16 protein-coding genes are annotated in these 16,357 nt (G+C 72.1%); 10 read left to right on the top strand and 6 right to left on the bottom strand.

Annotated elements, in window-relative coordinates:
- Positions 1–46: 46 nt before the first annotated feature.
- Genes ACWC97_RS03180 through ACWC97_RS03170 form a run of 3 tightly spaced genes read left to right on the top strand, consistent with a single transcriptional unit; the run spans position 47 to position 2,675 of the window.
- Positions 47–1,132, top strand: a complete 1,086-nt coding sequence (locus ACWC97_RS03180; protein ID WP_352279621.1) for an NAD-dependent epimerase/dehydratase family protein — start codon at positions 47–49, stop codon at positions 1,130–1,132.
- Positions 1,129–1,689 (top strand): NUDIX domain-containing protein, encoded by a 561-nt coding sequence (locus tag ACWC97_RS03175; protein ID WP_352279620.1) that lies wholly within the window; start codon positions 1,129–1,131, stop codon positions 1,687–1,689. Before ACWC97_RS03180 ends, ACWC97_RS03175 begins: the two co-directional genes overlap by 4 nt.
- The gene (locus ACWC97_RS03170) at positions 1,686–2,675 is read left to right on the top strand and encodes a GHMP family kinase ATP-binding protein (RefSeq protein ID WP_450647110.1); all 990 of its coding nucleotides are present in this window, start codon (positions 1,686–1,688) and stop codon (positions 2,673–2,675) included. Before ACWC97_RS03175 ends, ACWC97_RS03170 begins: the two co-directional genes overlap by 4 nt.
- Here the strand turns inward: ACWC97_RS03170 and ACWC97_RS03165 are convergent.
- From ACWC97_RS03165 to ACWC97_RS03150, 4 genes are all read right to left on the bottom strand, one after another.
- A complete protein-coding gene (locus ACWC97_RS03165; protein ID WP_352279617.1) occupies positions 2,657–3,757 on the bottom strand; it encodes a radical SAM protein in 1,101 nt (366 codons plus the stop codon). The genes ACWC97_RS03170 and ACWC97_RS03165 overlap by 19 nt on opposite strands.
- 117 nt (positions 3,758–3,874) lie before the next feature.
- Complete coding sequence (locus ACWC97_RS03160) at positions 3,875–4,732, bottom strand: carbohydrate ABC transporter permease (protein WP_352279616.1); 858 nt, start codon at positions 4,730–4,732, stop codon at positions 3,875–3,877.
- The gene (locus tag ACWC97_RS03155; RefSeq protein WP_352279614.1) at positions 4,729–5,643 is read right to left on the bottom strand and encodes a carbohydrate ABC transporter permease; all 915 of its coding nucleotides are present in this window, start codon (positions 5,641–5,643) and stop codon (positions 4,729–4,731) included. The genes ACWC97_RS03160 and ACWC97_RS03155 overlap by 4 nt, the downstream gene beginning before the upstream one ends.
- Complete coding sequence (locus ACWC97_RS03150) at positions 5,633–6,928, bottom strand: extracellular solute-binding protein (protein WP_450647107.1); 1,296 nt, start codon at positions 6,926–6,928, stop codon at positions 5,633–5,635. The genes ACWC97_RS03155 and ACWC97_RS03150 overlap by 11 nt, the downstream gene beginning before the upstream one ends.
- A 315-nt stretch (positions 6,929–7,243) precedes the next feature.
- Here ACWC97_RS03150 and ACWC97_RS03145 point away from each other — a divergent pair, with 315 nt between their 5' ends.
- Both ACWC97_RS03145 and ACWC97_RS03140 read left to right on the top strand, forming a co-directional pair.
- Positions 7,244–8,440, top strand: a complete 1,197-nt coding sequence (locus tag ACWC97_RS03145; RefSeq protein ID WP_385208717.1) for a serine/threonine protein kinase — start codon at positions 7,244–7,246, stop codon at positions 8,438–8,440.
- A gap of 2 nt (positions 8,441–8,442) precedes the next feature.
- Entirely contained in the window at positions 8,443–9,201 is a 759-nt protein-coding gene (locus tag ACWC97_RS03140; RefSeq protein ID WP_450647105.1) for an HAD family hydrolase, read from the top strand.
- Here the strand turns inward: ACWC97_RS03140 and ACWC97_RS03135 are convergent.
- Positions 9,149–10,618 (bottom strand): N,N-dimethylformamidase beta subunit family domain-containing protein, encoded by a 1,470-nt coding sequence (locus ACWC97_RS03135; protein ID WP_450647103.1) that lies wholly within the window; start codon positions 10,616–10,618, stop codon positions 9,149–9,151. The genes ACWC97_RS03140 and ACWC97_RS03135 overlap by 53 nt on opposite strands.
- Positions 10,619–10,786: 168 nt before the next feature.
- Between ACWC97_RS03135 and ACWC97_RS03130 the strand changes: the two genes are divergently transcribed.
- The 3 genes from ACWC97_RS03130 (at position 10,787) to ACWC97_RS03120 (ending at position 13,071) form a co-directional block, all read left to right on the top strand.
- Complete coding sequence (locus ACWC97_RS03130; protein ID WP_450647101.1) at positions 10,787–11,647, top strand: class I SAM-dependent methyltransferase; 861 nt, start codon at positions 10,787–10,789, stop codon at positions 11,645–11,647.
- Positions 11,648–11,656: 9 nt separating this feature from the next.
- Positions 11,657–12,403, top strand: a complete 747-nt coding sequence (locus ACWC97_RS03125) for a GNAT family N-acetyltransferase (RefSeq protein WP_450647100.1) — start codon at positions 11,657–11,659, stop codon at positions 12,401–12,403.
- A gap of 383 nt (positions 12,404–12,786) precedes the next feature.
- A complete protein-coding gene (locus ACWC97_RS03120) occupies positions 12,787–13,071 on the top strand; it encodes a hypothetical protein (protein WP_352280646.1) in 285 nt (94 codons plus the stop codon).
- A gap of 157 nt (positions 13,072–13,228) precedes the next feature.
- Here ACWC97_RS03120 and ACWC97_RS03115 read toward each other — a convergent pair whose 3' ends face one another.
- Positions 13,229–14,647 (bottom strand): amidase, encoded by a 1,419-nt coding sequence (locus ACWC97_RS03115; protein ID WP_450647098.1) that lies wholly within the window; start codon positions 14,645–14,647, stop codon positions 13,229–13,231.
- Positions 14,648–14,694: 47 nt separating this feature from the next.
- Here ACWC97_RS03115 and ACWC97_RS03110 point away from each other — a divergent pair, with 47 nt between their 5' ends.
- Positions 14,695–15,345 carry a TetR/AcrR family transcriptional regulator gene (locus tag ACWC97_RS03110; protein ID WP_450647096.1) on the top strand — a complete coding sequence of 217 codons (651 nt, stop codon included), beginning with the start codon at positions 14,695–14,697 and terminating at the stop codon, positions 15,343–15,345.
- The gene (locus ACWC97_RS03105; RefSeq protein ID WP_450647094.1) at positions 15,342–16,226 is read left to right on the top strand and encodes an alpha/beta fold hydrolase; all 885 of its coding nucleotides are present in this window, start codon (positions 15,342–15,344) and stop codon (positions 16,224–16,226) included. The genes ACWC97_RS03110 and ACWC97_RS03105 overlap by 4 nt, the downstream gene beginning before the upstream one ends.
- Positions 16,227–16,357 lie beyond the last annotated feature (131 nt).

Raw genomic sequence — 16,357 nt, 5'->3', positions numbered from 1 at the left:
CGAGCGCCGCGTACCCCATCCCCCCCGACGCAGAAAGAGGCTTCCCATGCCCGCGTTACCCCCTCCGCAGCGGACCGACGGCGACGAGTCCGTCCACTCCCGCCTCGGCAAGCTCCGCGACGCCCGGATCGTCGTGACCGGTGGCGGCGGACTCGTCGGCAGCAGGCTGGTCCGCCTGCTGCACGGCGCCGGGGCCGTCGTCACCGCCCTGGACCGGATGGACGCCTACCCCGGCACCGGCCACGAGACCTTCGGCACCGCCCGCAGCGGCGCCCGGCTCGTCGTCGGGGACGTCCGGGACGCCGACACCGTCGGAGCCCTGCTGAAGGACGCCGACTTCGTGGTCCACGCGGCCGCCTACGCCGACGTCGCGGCCTGCACCCGCCGCCCCGACATCGCCTTCCGCGCCAACGTCGAGGGCACCCAGGTCGTCCTGGAGCAGGCCGCCCGCTTCCCCGTCCGGCGCCTGGTCCTCGTCTCCTCCGCGTCGGTGTACGGCAACGGCGACCCGGACATCGAGGGGCCGCAGGTCTTCCACGAGGACATGCCGCTCAGCCCGGTCTCCGTCTACGCCAACGGCAAGCTCTGGGCGGAGCACCAGACCCGGCTGATGCTCGGGGCCGGTGGCGGCACCGAGTACGCGGTGGTCCGCTACTTCTCCGTCTACGGCGACCCCCAGATACCCAAGCCGGGCAGCCACTCCTGGATGGTGCCCTGGCTCTCGCTCCAGGCCCGCCTCGGCCGCCCCATGCGGCTCAACGGCGGTGGGAACCAGGTCCGCGACCTGGTCCACGTCGACGACATCGCCGAGGCCACCGCGCTCGCCCTGATCGAGGAGCAGATGGCCGAGCGGACCGTGAACGTCGGCACCGGCCGCCCCACCTCGGTCCGCGAGGTCGCCGACCTGATCGCCCCGTACTTCCCCGGCGCCCGGCGGATCGTCACCCCGCGCCCCGAGGGCGACCCGCTCGGCGGCTACGCCGACACCACGCGCTCCCGTGAACTCCTGCGCTGGCAGGCCCGGATCGGCGTCGAGGAGGGCGTCGACCGGTACGTGCGCTGGCTGCTGGCGACTCCGGACGCCACGCCACGCTGGCTGACCGAGGAGTACGGGGAGGCGGACCGGGCGTGACACGCTGCGCACCGACGGCCCCCACGGGGCGCACCGGCGGCGACGGAGGCGACACGCACACCATGGGCTACACCGGTTCCCACATCTGGTCACTGCGTCAGCGGGTCGGCTCCCGCAAGCTGCTGGTGCCCGGCGCACAGGTGCTGCTGATCGACGGGGCGGGGCGCGGTCTGTTCCAGCAGCGCGCGGACACCGGGGTCTGGGAGCTGCCGGCCGGCGCCTGCGAGGAGGACGGCGACTTCGCCGACGCCGCCGTCCGTGAACTCGCCGAGGAGACCGGTCTGCGGGTGGCGAGGGAGGACCTGGAGGCGTTCGGGACCCTCTCCGACCCCCGGGTGCACACCCTGACCTACCCCAACGGGGACGTGACGCACTGCTTCGCGCTCTGCTTCACCGCCCGGCGCTGGTCGGGGGAGTTGGCCCCCGGCGCCGACGAGGTGCGCCGGGCCGTCTTCCGGCCGCTCGACGCCCCGCCCCGACCCCTGCACCCGCCCACGGAAGTGGTGCTGTCCATGTACGAGACCTACCGTGCGGAAGGAAGGTTCCAGGCCCGGTGAACGCCACGGATCCGATACGTGCCGAGGTGCCCTGCCGGGCCTGCCTGTCCGGTGAGGACCTGGACTGGCTCGGCGAGGGCCGCTCGGTGAGCCTCGCCCTCGCCCTGCCGACGACCGTGGAGGTGCGGCCCGGCCCCGCGCCCGACGACGGGCCCGCGGACGGCTGGCAGCGGGAGGTGTGGACGTTCCTGCGTGGTCGGCTGGCCGGGCTCGCCCCACGCCCGCCCGCGGTGACCGTGCGCAGCCAGGCGCCCGCGGCGAGCGGACTGTCCTCGTCCACGGCGCGGATCGTGGCCCTGTTCCGGGCGTACGCGGACCACGCCGTGCCCGGCGAGCGGGTCCCGGACGCCACGGTCACCCGGTGGGCGTACGAGTTCGAGTTCGCCGTCTTCAACGGGGGCGGCATGGACCACCTCGCGGTCGTCGAGGGCGGCGCGCTCCTCATCGACGGCCGGGAGGAGGGGCTCCCCGCCGTACGGGACCGCCTCGACCTCCCGGAGGAGTGGCGGGTGCTCGTCGTGGACTCCGGCACCCGCAAGGACACCCGCCACCACATCCGGGACGTCCGGGCGCAGCTCGCCGCGGGCGACCCCGCGCTGGCCGCCTACCGGGCCGCCGCCGACGCGGCGTCGGGCCGGGTGTGGGCGGCGCTGCGGGGCCGGGACCTGGCGGCGCTCGGGGACGCCATGTCCGACGCCCACGCGGCCATGCGCGACCACCAGCGGATGTCGACACCGCTCCTGGAGGAGCTGCGGGCCCTCGCACTCGGCTCCGCCGGCCTGCCGCTGAAGCTCAGCGGGGCCGGCGGGGGCGGTGCGCTGGTCGGCGTCTGCCGGGCGGACGCGCTGGAGGAGACGGCCGCCCGGCTGACGGCGGCGCTGCGCACCGCGCACCCGGGGGCCCGGGTGGTGCCCGCCGCGGCGGCTCCGGGTGTGCGGCGGGCCCCGGAGCCGGTGGCGGCGGGAGGTCAGATGAAGGGGTCGTAGTCCTCCGGGAGCGGGGGCTCGCCGGTTCCGTCGGCGATGCGGTCCAGCTCCAGGTTGGAGCGGTGCCGTGCGCAGTGGAACCGGCAGTCCCGGCTCGGGTCGACGATGCCCCGGCGGTCCGCGTCCCGCCAGATGTCGGCGAGGTCGTCGGTGACCGCGTCCCCGATCCTCGCGAGCGGGTTGCCCCGGTGGTAGGAGCACACGTACACCCCGGACGGGGTGATCAGCGTGCGGAGTTCGGCGACCCGGCAGCGGTCGTACGCCTTGGGCTGGACGGGGCCGACGTGGCCGCGCAGCGAGGTGAGGGTGGAGGAGTTGACGAGCTGGAAGCGGTCGCTCTCCAGCCGGGCGGCCTCGGCGAGCTGGCGGTCCACGGACTCCAGCATCTCGCCGGGGACCTGCACGATGTGGTGGTCGTCGTCGAACATGGCCTTGGTCTCGAAGTAGTCGCAGCCGATGTCGTGGGCGAGTTCGGCCGCCAGCCCCACCTCGTGGTGGTTGGTCACGGTCGGCCCGCCCGGTTCCTGACGCGACATCACCAGGAAGGAGTAGCCGAGGGCGCCCTTCTTCTCGGCGGCCAGAAGCCGCATGTTCCCGATCACCTTGTCGAAGACGCTGCGGCCCTTGCGGTCGGGCCGGAACAGTCCGTACGTCTCGGCGGTGCCCGCGTCGACGGAGACTCGGACCCAGCTCGCGTACCGGGCGAGCTCGGCGAGGTTCTGCCGGATCATCGTGCCGTTGGTGACGACCCCGATGGCCAGGCCCGCCTCGCCGAGGATGCGTAAGACCTTGCGGGTGCCGCGGTGGGCGAGCGGTTCCCCGCCGCCTATGAGGACCACCGCGCGCACGGACAGGTCGACCAGTTCCTCGGCGAGCGAGGCGAGCCGCTCGGGGGTGAACCGGCCCTGGTTGAGGAGCTTTCCGCTGATGCACTCGGGGCAGGCCAGGTCGCAGAACGTGGTGGGGTCGAGGTCCACGACGAGCGGTGCGGCCGACGGCTCGCCCGAGGCGGCCCCGACGACCCGGGGCCAGTCGGTGGGCTGGTACAGCTTGGAGACGAGATCGAGGCGGTCGTGCGTCACAGGGTTCTCCTCTGCGGGGTGTACGGGTGTCGTCGCGGGGCGCACCGGTCCCGGCAGGGCCTCGGGGGTGTCCGGCGGACGCGTGCGACGTCCGCACCCGCCCGCCGGCCCCCTCGCTCAGCCCTTGACCGCTCCGGTGGCGAGCCCCGCGGCGATCTTGCGCTGGACGACCAGGAAGAAGACCACGACGGGCAGCGCGGTGAGCGTGGCGCCCGCCATCAGCCCGCCGTAGTCGGTGCCGAAACTGGTCTGGAAGGAGACCAGCCAGATACTGACGGTCTGTTTCTCCGGGGTGGACAGCAGCACGTAGACGAGGACGTACTCGTTCCACGCCTGCACCATCGCAAAGACGGAGGTGGCGACGAGCCCGGGGGCGAGCAGCGGCAGGACGACCCGGACGAACGCCCCGAGCCGGCCGCAGCCGTCGACCATCGCCGCCTCCTCCAGCTCCGCCGGGATCGCGACGATGAAGCCGTGCAGCATCCACACAGTGAACGGCAGGGTGAAGACGAGGTAGACGAGGATCACCCCGCCCAGGCTGTCGGTGAGACCGGCGTCGTTGAGCAGCAGGTAGACGGGGATGATCAGGGCGGCGAGCGGGATCATCTGGACGGTGAGGATCACCAGGACGAACGCCTTGCGCCCGGCGAACCGGAATCGGGCGAGGGCGAACGCGGCGAGGGTGCCGACCAGCAGCGAGACCAGGACGGTGCCCAGACCGATGACGGCGCTGGAGCGGACGTTGGCCCAGAAGTTGTCCGTACCCATGGCGCGGGCGAAGTTGTCGAGCGTGGGGTGGCTCGGCCAGAACTCGGGCGGCACACCGAGGATCTCGCTCGCGGGCCGGAACGCGGTGAGCACCATCCAGTAGACGGGGAAACCGAGGACGGCGGCGGTGAGCAGGCCGAGCAGGTCGTGGCGGAGGCGGTGGCGCCGCACCCCGGCCGTCCGCCGCCCGGTGCGTGCCCGGCTCATTCGACCTCCCCCAGCCGCAGCATCTGCCGCAGGTACACGACCGCGCCCACGAGCAGCAGCACGACGGTGACCAGGGCGATGGCGGCCCCGGCGCTGTAGCGGTTGACGGCGAACGACTCGATGAAGGAGTAGACGCCGAGGAGGTAGTACTCCCGCTCCGGCTGCCCGCCGCGCATCAGCCAGATCTGGTTGAAGACCCCGAAGTCCCAGATCGCCATCAGGGTGGTGACCATCACGAAGAGGGGCTTGATCGACGGGAAGGTGACGAACCGGAAGAGCTGGCCGGGCCGGGCGCCGTCGATCAGCGCGGCCTCCTCCAGCTCCGCCGGGATCCGGGTGAGCGCCGCGTGCAGGCTGACCGCGGCGAACGGCAGCGCCCCCCAGACGACCACCGCGACGATCACGGCGAAGCCCTGCCACGGGTCGGTGAACCAGTTGTGCCGGGAGAGATCGACACCGGGCAGCGTCGACAGCAGCCAGTTGACCACCCCGTAGTCCGTGTCGAAGAGCCAGCGGAAGACGGCCGCGGCCACCATCACCGGCATCGCCCACACGGCGACCAGCACCCCCGCCAGGACCGCCCGCACCCAGGTCGACGTACGCCGCATCAGCAGCGCGACGAACAGGCCGAGCACCATCGTGAGGGTGACGCAGACGACGGTGAACAGGGCGGTGCGGGCCACCACCGTCCAGAAGAACCCGTCGCCGAGGATCGTCCGGAACTGGCCGAGACCGGCCCACGGCGGCGACTGGCCGCTGAACAGCTCCTTGCGGGTCATGTCCTGGAAGGCCAGGGCCACCATGTCCGCGAGCGGATAGGCCAGCACCACCAGCAGGGACAGGAACGCCGGAGCGATCAGCAGATAGGGCAGGGGGCGGCGCCGCCCGCGGCCGGGCGGGTCAGCGCTCATTGATCACCGCGTCGATCCTGCGGTCCGCCTCGCGCGTCGCGTCCTGGACGGACGCCTTCCCGGTGGCGATGCGCTCCAGCGTCTCGGGCAGGATGTTGGACTTCTCCACCGCGGTCCAGCCGGGCGCGAGCGGGGTGACCCAGCCGCGCGTGGCCGCCTGGGCGGCCGGGCCGTTGACACCCCCGGCGGCCACGTCGGCGAGCTGCACGGTGTTGTTCGGGAGCGTGTTGGCGGCGATCAGCTTCCGCTGCGACTCGCTGTCGGTGAAGAGCCGGATCCATTCGGCGGCCAGCTCCTGGTTCTTCGACTTCGCGGGAACCGCCAGCGTGGATCCCCCGAGGAACGGCGGGAGCAGCTTCCCGGACGGGCCGGGGAAGGCGAAGGTGGCGAACTTGCCCTTGAGCGCCGGATCGCCCCCGGAACGGGCGTCGGCGGCGGCCTCGGCCTCCCAGGTGTTCCCGTAGAAGACCCCGACCTTGCCCTGCCCGACCACGGCCGGCTCGTCGCCGTTGTCCTTCGCCCGGTCGCCGACGTAGTAGTCGTCCATCAGCTTCTTCCAGGTGGTGAGCCCGGCGACGGACTTCGGCGAGGAGAGCGCCCCCTGCCAGCGGCCGTCCTTCTGCACCGCCATCTCGCCGCCCGCGTCCTTCACGAAGGCCATCGCCGCCGACCAGTACCGGCCGGGCAGGTAGAGCGCCGAGAAACGCGGGTCGTCGGCCCCGTACTTCGCCTTCAGCCGGTCCAGGTCGGAGATCAGCTCCGGGTAGGTGCGCGGGGCGCGGGTGATCCCGCTCGCCTTGAAGTAGTCGGTGCGGTAGACCCCGACACGCGCCCCCGCGTAGTACGGCACGCAGTACGTCTTCCCGTCGAGGCGACAGGCGTCGGCGAGCGCGGGCAGCCACTGCCCGGACCGCTCGAACGACTTCGGGTCCAGCTCCGCGAACGCCCCGTTGACCAGGTAGTTGGTGGTCTCGCTGTTCCCCATCTCCACCACGTCCGGAGCGTTTCGCCCGGCGAGGACGGCGTCGAGCTTCTGGTTCTTCGTCGTCCACTGCTGGTACTGGACGGCGACCTTCACGCCCGGGTGCTTCTCCGTGAACCGCCGGTTGGCGTCGGCGACCATCTCCGGCCAGCTCTCCTTGGCGTCCACGGTCAGCCACACCGTCAGATCACCACCGCCCCCCGACCCTCCCGAGGAGTCGCCCCCGCCCGAGGAACAGCCCGTCAGCGCCAACAGCAGCAAAGCACCCAGGATCCCGGATCGGCGGGGCAGGCGCGGTGTCATGAGTTCCTCCGTGCGGGATTCGTGGGGGACGTACGGGACTGCTGCGACGGTCTTCATCACTACCCCGGCGACCGGGACTCCCCGCCATAGCACGGAGTTTCGGCCGGAAGACAACGATGCGCCCCGGGCCGAGGACGGGGCGCTCCCCGGCTGTGCTGCGCCGATGCCGGATCCCACCCCGGCGGCGACAGCCGTACTCCGGCCACGCTGACGCGAATGGCACGTTCGGTAGCCGGACGGCTCTTGACGGTGACGGCGCACTGCCCGCAGTTTGGCCCCTGCGGCACCCCACGACCCCGATCGAAGGGCTTGTACGTGACCGAGCAGAGCACCACCGCGTCCACCGACCCCGCCTCCCGCGGGGCCACCGCTCCCGCCGGCTCCGAACGTCCCGTACGGGTCAACGCCTGGAACGGGTGGGACCCCCTGCGCCATGTGATCGTCGGCCGCGCGGAAGGCACCGTGGTGCAGGCCCCCGAGCACGCGGTACGCCGCGACTACCCCGACGACGGCTTCCCGCTCGGCACCTACGGCCCCATGCCGGCGGACATGGTGGCCGAGGCCGACCAGCAGCTCGACGACTTCGCCGAGATGCTGCGAAGGCGCGGCATCCGCGTGGACCGCCCCACCCCGGTCGACTTCACCCAGCGGGTCTCCACGCCGGAGTGGGAGCACGACTCCATGTTCGGCTGCATGCCGCCCAGGGACCTGCTGCTCACCGTCGGCAACGAGGTCCTCGAAGCGACCATGTCGTACCGCAGCCGCTGGTTCGAGTACCTCTGCTACCGGCCGCTGCTCCAGGAACTCTTCGACGCCGACGACCGGATGCGCTGGGAGGCGGCGCCCAAACCCCGGCTCACGGACGCCTCGTACAAGACCGGGTTCTGGGACACGTACAACGAGCTGCCCACCGAGGTGCAGCTGGCCCGGGTCCGCGACTACGACCTGGTGCTCACCGAGGCGGAACCGCTCTTCGACGCCGCGGACGTGGCCCGGTTCGGCAAGGACCTCTTCGTCCAGCTGTCGTTCGTCACCAACCGCAGCGGCTACGACTGGCTGCGCCGCCACTTCCCCGACCACCGGGTGCACGCGGTGACCTCGACCAACACCCATCCGCTACACATCGACGCGACCTGGGTGCCGCTGCGGCCCGGTCTGGTGCTGCACTGCGGGGAGCGGCTGGCGGACGCCGAGCTGATGGAGTTCTTCAAGCTGAACGACTGGGAGATCGTGGAGGCGGTGCAGCCCGCCAGCTGGGACCACCCGCCGAAGCTGTCGTTCTGCAGCCCCTGGCTCGCCGGGAACATGCTGAACCTCGACGAGAACACCCTGTGCGTGGAGGAGAAGGAGGTGCGCCTCGCCGAGCAGCTCTCCTCCTACGGCTTCGAGATCGTGCCCGTGCCGTTCCGGGCGGTCGGCCCGTTCGGCGGCGGGCTGCACTGCGCGACCGTCGACATCGAACGGGACGGCTCCCTCCAGGACTACTTCCCGCGCCGGTACGGCCGGTTCTAGGGATGGCGACGGCGGGCGGGGGCGGGACCGGGGCGGTCGTTCTCGACTTCTACGGGACGCTGGTGCGGATGGCCGAGCCCCTGCCGCCGGACCACCGCGCGATCTTCGCCCGCCGGGGCCTGACCGACCAGGGCGAACGCTGGGGCGACCAGTGGTCGGTGGGCCCCGCCGAGGGCGAGGAGCATCTGGCGCACTCGGCCGACGAGACCGCGTACGTCACCTGGGAGCGGGACCGGCTGCGGCGGCGGGCCCGGGGCTGCGGAGTGCCGGAGGAAGAGCTGGACGGTCTGGTCGCCGAGCTGGACGCGGCGATGAAGGCGGTCCGGCTCGCGCTCTACCCGGACGTCCCCGGCGTTCTCACCCGGCTGCGGGAGCGCGGGCTGCTGGTCGGGATCTGCTCCAACTGGTTCTGGAACCTGGAGGAGTGTCTCGCCGGGGCCGGCATCGACGGCCTGGTGGACGTGGTGGTGGGCTCCGCGCGGACGGGCGCCCGCAAGCCGCATCCGCTGATCTACCGCACCGTGGCCGAGCGGTGCGGGCTGCCGCCGGGACGGGTGCTGTTCGTCGGCGACATGTGGACGCCCGATGTGCTCGGCCCGCTGGCGGTGGGGATGCGCGCGGTCCATCTGCACCGGCCCGACCGGGCGGTACGGGAGGCCGCGCCGCCCCTGCCCGAAGGGGCGGCGCGGATCACGTCACTGTCCGGCCTCATCCCGCTGCTGGACCCCGGTGGCGCAGCCGGTCCAGGAGGTTGCGGGTGACGCGCACGACGGCGGGGTCCTGCTCGTGCCCGCAGACCACGGGCCAGTCCGTGGTGCCCGCGGTGAAGACGGTGCCGCCCGCGGTGTAGAGGCCCATGGTGGCGGCGCGCGGGCTGCGGACGGACGGCTCGCGCACCGGAACGTTCCAGTGCCCCGGTTTGCCGTCATGGAAATTCTCGTGCACCGGATCGAGGACGTATATCCCGAGAATGAGAAAGGATTCCGGAGTTCCGTCCTCGCCGGTGACGCGGGCGATTCCGTCCGTGTCGCGGAAGAACGCCGCCCCGTCGCATTCGTATCCGATGAGCGGTGTTCCGGCCCCCAGCCGGTCCGGTGTTCCGCCGCCGGACGCGTCGCGCAGGCCGGTGCCTTCGTAGAGCCAGTGACCGGCGTGCTGCACGGTGTATCCGACGCGCGGGCGGTCGCCCGGCCATTCGGTGGCCGGCCACATTCCGCCGTTGCGGAAACTCACCCCGGTCAAGGTGTTCTCCGGGCGGCCGACCCCGTCCGGTGCGGGCACCCACCACTGGTCGGTGGCCGGAAGATGCGGATATTCCTCGCCGACATGGTGATCGGTGTCGGAGACGAAAGCGGTGTTCCCGTCCGCCGGACGCACCCGCCACCAGCAGGTGTTGGCGCTGAGAAAGGCGATGTTCCCGCCGCTCCGGACGAACCGCTCGGCGTGCTCGCGCATCTCCGCGCTCCAGTACTCGTCGTGGCCGACGCTGAGCAGGAGGTCGTAGGAGTCGAGCAGGGCGGGGTCCTCGTGCAGGTCGAGGTCGGTGCAGTACTCGACCGGGTAGCCGTTCCGCTCCAGCCAGCCGATGAACGGAGCGTCCCAGTAGGCGAGGTCGATCACACCCCCCGGGCGATGGAAGCCGACCTTGTGACCTCGGGGTTCGCCGTCGCCACCGGCCCGGTGCACCGGATGGTCGTACAGGCTGGCGCCCCGGTCCGCCCCCGGCAGGTCGGCACGGTTGTAGGCGTGCCGGGTGAAGGTCGACTTCTTGTAGAGGATGCGGGAGCGGCCGGCGGGGACCCGGGGGCGTACGACGAAGAACTCCTGGGCGGGCCCCTCCAGCCCGGCGAGGTCCAGAAGCGGTGGATTCTCCGGGCGGCCCGGTCCGCATGCGACGAACTCGACCACATGGATTCCCGGCTCCCAGTCCCCGGGAACGGGAAGGGTGAGCGGCGGCCAGCCCCAGTCGTCGGCGGGCGAGGCGAGCCCGGGCAATCCGTCGGGATGGGCGGGCGGCTCGTGCCGGGTACCGGGAAACTCCCCGGATTCCCCGACGGGAAAGAGTTCGCTGCCGAGCCGGTAGAAACGGAGACGGAATCGGGGGGCGTCGGTGGAGAGATGGAACGTCATTTCCTCGCCGACGGTGACGCTTTCACGGCCGAGATATCCCTCAATCATGCCGGTCATGCTAGGCAGCCGCCCCGGACCCGACAACGCCACCGCCAACAGGCCACCCGATCCGCTGTTTTCGGCCACGCACGGCGGGGCGGGACTTTCCGCCCGCTCTTCTGGGTAGGGCGGAATCCGGAAATGACACAGCCGTCGATCGACCGCTGAGGGGCTCGCATGGGTGAAGAATTCCGCGGTGAATTCCGTGTACGGGAACTGGTGCTGGGTATCGAGGGGCTGGCGCTGCTGCGCAACGCCGTGGACGGTGACGAGGCCTTCCTGCGCGAACGGGTGGCCGACATACGCCGCTTCGCCGTCGACGAGGAGCGGCTTCCGGACGGCGGCGCCCGGGTCAGCGAACTGGACGCGGCGGCCGGGTACGCCTCGTGGTCGACGGTCTACGACTCGCTGCCCAGCTCGTACATCGAGGTGGAGGAGCCGGTCGTCGCCGCGATCCTCGACGGCCTCGCACCGGGCACGGCGCTCGACGCCGCCTGCGGCACCGGCCGCCAGACCCGGACCCTGGCCGCGCGCGGCCACCGCGTCATCGGCGTCGACCAGTCGCGGCACATGATCGCCAAGGCCCGTGAACACACCCCGGACGCCGAGTACCGGGTGGGCCGCCTGGAGCGGCTGCCGGTCGACGACGACTCCGTCGACCTCGCCGTCTGCTCGCTGGCGATGACCCATCTCCCGGACCTCGCCCCCGCCGTGGCGGAACTGGCCCGGGTGGTCCGGCCGGGCGGCCGGATCGTCGTCACGGACCTGCACCCCTTCGTGATCGCGCTCCAGGGCCAGTGCCTCTTCGTGCACGGCGCCGAGGAACTGGCCTTCGTCCGCAACCACGTCCACCTGCCGAGCCACTACCTGGACGCCTTCGGCCGGGCCGGGCTGCGGGTGCGCGGCTGCCGCGAACCCCTCTTCAACGGGAGCCTGGCGCCCGGCGGTTACGAGGAGTTCATCGCGGACGCGGCCCGCGCCGCCTGGGACGGCCTCCCGATCGTCGTCGTCTGGGACGTCGAGGTCCCCGCAAGCTGAGGAGAACCCATGCCCCTGGACCTGGTACGCCACGCGCAGCGGCCCGAGCTGTGGGACCGCATCCCCGAGCGGTTCGCCGGAGTGGTGCCCGAGTACAACCTGCACGGCGACATCAACGGCGACTACTGGAACCGGCTGTTCGAGGACTTCCCGGAGTTCCAGTTCCTCCTGTACGACGACGAGCACGAGGAGATCGCCGGCGTCGGCCGCTCACTGCCCCGCACCTGGGACGGCACCGAGGCGGACCTCGGCCCCGGACTCGACGACTCGATCGCCCGCGCCTTCGCCGACCGCGACGCCGGCCGCGCCCCGGACGCGCTCGTCGCGCTCGGCATCGAGGTCGCCCAGGACCACCAGGGGCGCGGCCTGTCCAAGGTGCTGCTCGACGCGATGACGGACACCGCCCGGCGGGCCGGACTCGGGACCGTCCTGGTGCCCGTCCGCCCCACCTGGAAGGACCGCTACCCCCTGGTACCGATCGAACGGTACGCGGCGTGGACCCGCGACGACGGAACCCCGTTCGACCCCTGGATCCGAACCCAGACCGGCGCCGGCGGCACCCTCGCGGGAGCCTCCGCGCACTCCTCCCGGATCACGGGCACGGTCGCCGAATGGGAGAGCTGGACGGGCCTCCCACTCCCGGAGACCGGCGAATACACCTTCCCCGGTGGCCTCGCTCCCCTCCACGTCGACCGGGAACGTGACGTGGCCGCGTACTGGGAGCCGGGGGTGTGGATCGCGCACACGGTTCGGTAGACGGGGGTGAGGTCAGAGGGAGCATCCCCGCACGCGCGGGGAACACCTCCTTCAGGCCGCACAGAACGACGTCGGCCAGGGACCACCCCCGCACGCGCGGGGAACACTCTTCGTGACCTGCGAGTTTATCGAGCGAGGGAGCTGTCCTGATCCAACTTCGTTGAATCCGTCATCCGGGGCATAAGCGTCATAATCCCTCTCTTGCGGTGTCTGGCCGTCGGTCGCCCAACATCATTGCCCCGCCCAAGGTTTCACGAGAAGTGGCCTGCGTCCCCGGCCTACGGCCGAACCCTCGACGGCGGAATCGGGCTTCGCGAACTCCCGCAGGGTCGTAACGTATCCCGTTCTCGCCTCGTGAAGCAGTTTGCCTAAAGTTGCGGACCATGGGATGGAATGAGTGGGACGAGGCGGAGTATCTCGACTGTCTGCGGTCCGAGCGGCGCGGGTACGCGTGGGTGATGAGGCGTCATGGCGGGATGACGCGGGAGCAGGCCGAGGCGGCCGCTCTGGCCTGGTACCCGTACGAGGACCCTGGTGCTCCGTACCGCGGGCTCGTTTTCCATGACGAGGCGTGGCATTGGGCGATGCTCGCGATTCATGGTGACCGGTACGCGGTCGAGCGCCCCGACCTGGGTAGCCCGTCGTCCGAGTACCTGGCCCTTGAGTGAGTGTCGCGCCAGGAGTGTGTTCCGCCGGACCGGAAGGGGGCCGGGCGCCCGGAGAACGGGGGTGGACGCGGTTGCGGGCGGTGTTTCGTGGACGCCGGGGCGGTGTGGTCGCCGCCCCGGGGTTCCGGACCGGCCGGGGCCGATTCGGCGTCGAGGTTCATGCCTTGCCGTGCTCTCCGTAGCGGTGGGCCCAGGGCAGGGCCTCTTCCAGTGAGGCCGATACACCGAGCAGAAGGTCCTCGCGCCCCCAGCCGGCCGTCAGTGAGACCCCGAGGGGCAGGCCCTGCGAACTCCAGCTCAGCGGAAGGCTGATGGCCGGGAAGCCGGTGGCGTTCGCCAGTACGGTGTTGCCCGTGAACGCGGTCATCGCGGCCAGTTCCGCCGCCGGGTCCGCGTCGTTGCGGAGTCGGCCGATGGGCGTCGGCGGGTTCGTCACCGTCGGAGTGATCACTACGTCCGCGTCGGCGTGGTCGAGCGCCCAGGCGCGGGCGCGGGCCTGGACGGTGCCGATCGAGGCGGCCAGCTCGCCCGAGGTGAACTCCTGCGAACGGGAACGGAGATGGCGGACGATCGGCCGCAGGGACGATGCGTCGAGCGCCATGGTCCTCGACCCGACGAGTGCCGCGAACATCATCTGGAACCCCTCGGTCAGTTCGGGGTCCGGTGCCTGGTCCCGGGCGAAGACCTCGTGTCCGAGCCCGGCCAGTGTGCGGGCGGTGAGCTCCGCGGCCGCGGCGACCTCGGGATCCACGGGGCCGCCGGAGACCGAGCCCTGGGCGAGTGCGATCCGGAGCCGTGGCACGGGCGCGTCGCATGCGCGCTCGTAGCTGTCGCACCGAGGTGGATGCACGGTGCCGGCCCCGGTGCGGCCGGTCAGTGCGTCCAGGAACGCCGCGGTGTCGCGGACCGTTCGGGCGATCGGCCCCCGTACGGAGAGGCCCATTCCGTCGTTGCCCGCCGGGCCCGCGGTGACAAGTCCCCGGCTGGGCTTGAGCCCGACCACACCGCAGGCGCTCGCGGGTGAACGTATCGAACCGGCGGTGTCACTGCCCTGCGCGATCGGGACCAGCCGGGCGCCGACGGCGGCCGCCGCGCCTCCGCTGCTGCCCGCCGCGCTGCGGCTGAGGTCGAACGGGCTGCGCGCCGGGGCGGACACCTCGGGTTCGGTGTAGCAGGCGGCTCCGAACTCGGGGACCGTGGTCTTGCCGAGGCTGATCAGCCCGGCGCCGGTCATGACGTCGACGATCTCGTCGTCGTGCTCGGGGATCCAGTCGCGGAACAGTGTGGACCCCAGCGTGGTGCGTACGCCCGCGGTGGCCTCCAGGTCCTTGATCGCGGTGGGTACGCCGAACAGGCGCGGCAGCACGGCGTGATCCGTCGACCGCAGGACACGTTCGGCCTCGGCCGCGGCGGTACGGGCCCGGTCGGCCGACACGGTGGTGAACGCCCCCACCCGGTCGCCGTCGCCGTCGCCGATCCGGGCCAGCAGGTGCTCCACGACGTCGGTGGGACTCGTCTCGCCGCATGCGTAGGCGGCGGCCAGTTCCAGGGCCGTGAGGTCGTGCAACTCCGTCATCCGCACTCCCGTTGAAGTTTCGTTACGCGTATCGATATGGTGCGGGCATGGTGACCGAAAAGGCAAGGACTCCGAAGAACGGCCGTCCCCGGGCGGTGGCGCTCGACGCGATCCTGGACGCGGCGACCGAACTCTCCGACGACGAGGGGCTCGACGCCGTGAGCTTCCGCGCGCTGGCCGACCGGCTGGGCGTGTCGCCCATGGCGATCCACCGCACGACGGGAGGCGTCGACGCGCTCCAGCACGCGCTGGTGTCCCGCATCGTCGGCGAGGCGACCCGGGCGGTGGAGTGGCCGGAGGACTGGCGCGGCACCGTCCGGGTCTTCGCGAACGCGCTCCACGATCTGCTCATGCGGCACCCCGTGATCCTTGAGGCCCATCGCCGGGCCCCGCTGGTCGGGCCGGGCGCCGACGAGACCGCGTTCCGGGTCGTGGCGGCGCTGCGCGGCGCGGGGCTCGACGAGGAGGCCGCCGCGTACGCGTACGGCACCGTGCACGACTTCGTCACCGGCCATGTGGCGATCCGCCTGGGCCGCGGCGATCTGGAACTGCACCACCTCCCGCCGGAACGCCGGGACGCGTCGGTGTTCGCGGACCACCACGACTACGACCGCCGGTTCTCCTTCGGCCTCGACGTCGTCATCGGCGGAATCGCCGCGGCTGCCGAGGCTCCCGTGACCCCCGAGGAGCGGCGATGACTCCCTCCCGGGCGGACCTGCCGCGGGTCGAGCTGCCCGAGACGCATCATCTGACGGTCCCGGGCGGGCGCCGCATCGCGTACTGCTCCTACGGCGACCCGGCCGCGCCGCCCGTGATCGTGCTCCATGGAAGCCCCGGCAGCCGCTACGAGGGCCTCGCCCTGCGGCAGGCGGCGACGGAGGCGGGCCTGCGCCTGGTCTTCCCGGACCGTCCGGGGTACGGCGAGACCGACCCGGTGCCCGGCTGCGGCTTCCACCGCTGGAACGACGATTTCGTGGCCCTGCTCGACCACCTCGGCCACGAGCGGGCCGTACTCGTGGCGATCTCGGGCGGCGGCGGGTACGCGCTCTCGGCGGCCCAGCGGCTTCCCGGGCGGGTGACGAGGCTGATCCTCGCCTGTGCCGCCGTTCCCGGAGCTCCCCGCGAGGCGTACGCGCACCGGATCCCGCTGGTCAAACTGGTGAACATGGTCGCCGTCCGGGCTCCGGCGGTCGCCCGGCGGATGCTTGCGGGGAAAGGCGTCTTCAAGAAGGCGAGGAACGAGCCGAACCTCGATGCCTGGCCCCGCTCCGACCGGCTGATCATGGCCGACCCCGCCTACCGGGCGCTGTCCGAGGCGGACACGTCCGAGGGGCAGCGCCAGGGCGCGGACGCGGCCGTCGCCGACCTCGCCGGCTACTCCCGCCCGCTGCCGGACCCGCTGCGCTCGGTCTCGGTGCCGACCCTCTTCCTCCATGGCGAGGCGGACGGCAACGTCCCCGTGGAAGTGGCGCGCTGGGCGCACGCGCAGATCCCGGGGGCCGAACTGCGCACCGTCCCCGACGGCGGTCACCTGTTCCTGCTCGCGGACCCGGGGCCGCTCCTGCGGGAACTGGCCTGAGCGGTACCGGCGGCCGCGCGGGTCCGGGCGGGGGCGGTCGCGGACGCCGCGAGGAAGCCGGGGCGGACGGTCGATCGGCTCAAGGCTTGGCGAGCGCCGCGTCGCGTCGCGTCGCGTCGCGTCGCGTCGCC

This window comes from Streptomyces sp. NPDC001108 (genome assembly GCF_053598535.1).
This window is presented reverse-complemented; position numbering and strand designations above follow the sequence as displayed.